The sequence below is a fragment of the Mycobacterium sp. E1715 genome, assembly GCF_001667625.1.
Lineage (GTDB): Bacteria > Actinomycetota > Actinomycetes > Mycobacteriales > Mycobacteriaceae > Mycobacterium.
Genome location: NZ_LZJJ01000479.1, coordinates 1 through 2,028, shown reverse-complemented (window position 1 = coordinate 2,028; position 2,028 = coordinate 1). Strand labels below are relative to the sequence as shown.

General features: G+C 67.0%; 2 protein-coding genes and 1 pseudogene. All 3 read left to right on the top strand.

From position 1 onward, the window contains the following. A partial coding sequence (locus tag A9X03_RS24020) for an NAD-glutamate dehydrogenase domain-containing protein (protein ID WP_197696137.1) occupies positions 1 to 1,311 on the top strand: 1,311 nt, incomplete at its 5' end. Then, the gene (locus A9X03_RS24015) at positions 1,308 to 1,721 is read left to right on the top strand and encodes a thioesterase family protein (protein ID WP_067749490.1); all 414 of its coding nucleotides are present in this window, start codon (positions 1,308 to 1,310) and stop codon (positions 1,719 to 1,721) included. The genes A9X03_RS24020 and A9X03_RS24015, both read left to right, overlap by 4 nt. Then, positions 1,709 to 2,028, top strand: a pseudogene (locus tag A9X03_RS24010) (hypothetical protein); the annotation flags it as partial. The gene A9X03_RS24015 and the pseudogene A9X03_RS24010, both read left to right, overlap by 13 nt.

Below are 2,028 nucleotides of genomic sequence, written 5' to 3'. Positions count from 1 at the left end.
CTGATCGACTCGCTGGTGACGGCAGGCCGCGTCGACCCCGCCGAGCGCAAAGAGCTGCTGGAGTCGATGACCGACGAGGTCGCGCAGCTGGTGCTCACCGACAACGAGGATCAGAACGACCTGATCGGCACCAGCCGCGCCAACGCGGCAAGCCTGCTGCCGGTGCACGGCAGGCAGATTCAGTACCTGGTCGACGAGCGAGGGCTCAACCGGGAACTCGAAGCGCTGCCATCGGAGAAGGAGATCGACCGCCGGTGCGAGGCCGGCATCGGGCTCACCTCGCCCGAGCTGTGCACGCTGATGGCGCACGTCAAACTCGGGCTCAAAGAGGAGATGCTGAACACCGAGCTGACCGAGCAGGACGTGTTCGCGTCCCGGTTGCCCCAATACTTCCCGACGCCGTTGCGGGAACGGTTCACCCCGGAGATCCGCACCCACCAGCTGCGCCGCGAGATCGTCACCACCATGCTGATCAACGACCTGGTCGACACCGCAGGCATCAGCTACGCGTTTCGGATCGTCGAGGACGTCGGCGTGGGGCCGGTCGACGCGGTGCGCACCTACGTAGCCACCGACGCCATCTTCGGCGTGGGCGAGATCTGGCGGCGGATCCGCGCCGCGAACCTGCCGGTCGCCATGTCGGACCGGCTCACGCTGGACACCCGACGGCTGATCGACCGCGCCGGCCGCTGGCTGCTCAACTACCGTCCGCAGCCGCTGGCCGTCGGCGCCGAGATCAACCGGTTCGCCGCGAAGGTCAAAGACCTCACGCCCCGGATGTCGGAGTGGCTGCGCGGCGACGACAAGGCGATCGTCGAGAAGGAGGCCGCCGAGTTCTCGTCGCAGGGTGCGCCCGAGGATCTGGCGTACATGATCGCCGCGGGCCTGTACCGCTTCAGCCTGCTCGACATCATCGACATCGCCGACATCAACGACATCGACGCCGCCGAGGTCGCGGACACCTACTTCGCCCTGATGGACCGGCTGGGCACCGACGGCCTGCTGACGGCGGTCTCCGAGCTACCCCGCAACGACCGGTGGCATTCGTTGGCGCGCTTGGCGATTCGCGATGACATCTACGCGTCGCTACGGTCGTTGTGCTTCGACGTGCTCGCCGTGGGCGAGCCCGACGAGAGCGGCGAGGAGAAGATCGCCGAGTGGGAACATCTGTCGGCGTCAAGGGTGGAGCGGGCCCGCCGCACCCTCATCGAAATCCAAGAAAGCGGGGAGAAGGATCTTGCGACACTCTCGGTGGCCGCGCGCCAGATCCGGCGCATGACCCGCACCAGCGGGAGAGGATCCTCCAGTTGACCGTCGGCTTCGTAGCCCCCGTACCGGTGCGCTGGTCGGACATCGACATGTACCAGCACGTCAACCACGCCACCATGGTCACGATTCTGGAGGAGGCCCGGGTCCAGTTCCTGCGCGAAGCGTTCGAGGTCGATATCTTGACCATCGGGTTGCTGATCGCCGAGGTCAAGGTGACCTACAAAGGTCAACTGCGGCTGGTCGATTCGCCGCTGCAGGTGACGATGTGGACCAAGCGGTTGCGGGCGGTGGACTTCACGCTGGGCTACGAGGTGCGCTCGGTCAGCGCCGATCCTGAGTCCAAACCCGCCGTCATCGCCGAGTCGCAGCTGGCCGCCGTTCACATCGAGGAGGAGCGGCTGGTGCGGCTCTCCCCACACCATCGGGAGTATCTGCAACGGTGGATTCGGTAGTAGTTGACCGCGGGCTTTGGTTGGGGCCAGCCGACCGGGCCGCCCAGCGCAGGGATCTGGCCGCGTTCGTCGACTACGCGCTGCGCCTCGACGACGCCGCGGTCATTCGCCTGCGCGCTCGATCGGCGGGCCTGCTGACTGCCTGGGTGGCAACGGGTTTCGACGTCCTGGCCAGCCGGGTGGTGGGCGGCGAAGTGCGGCCCGAGGATCTGTCCGTGGGTGCGGACGCGCTGGCGCGCGGCCTCTGCGAGTGTCGCAAGATCCTTCTCCCCGCTTTCTTGGATTTCGATGAGGGTGCGGCGGGCCC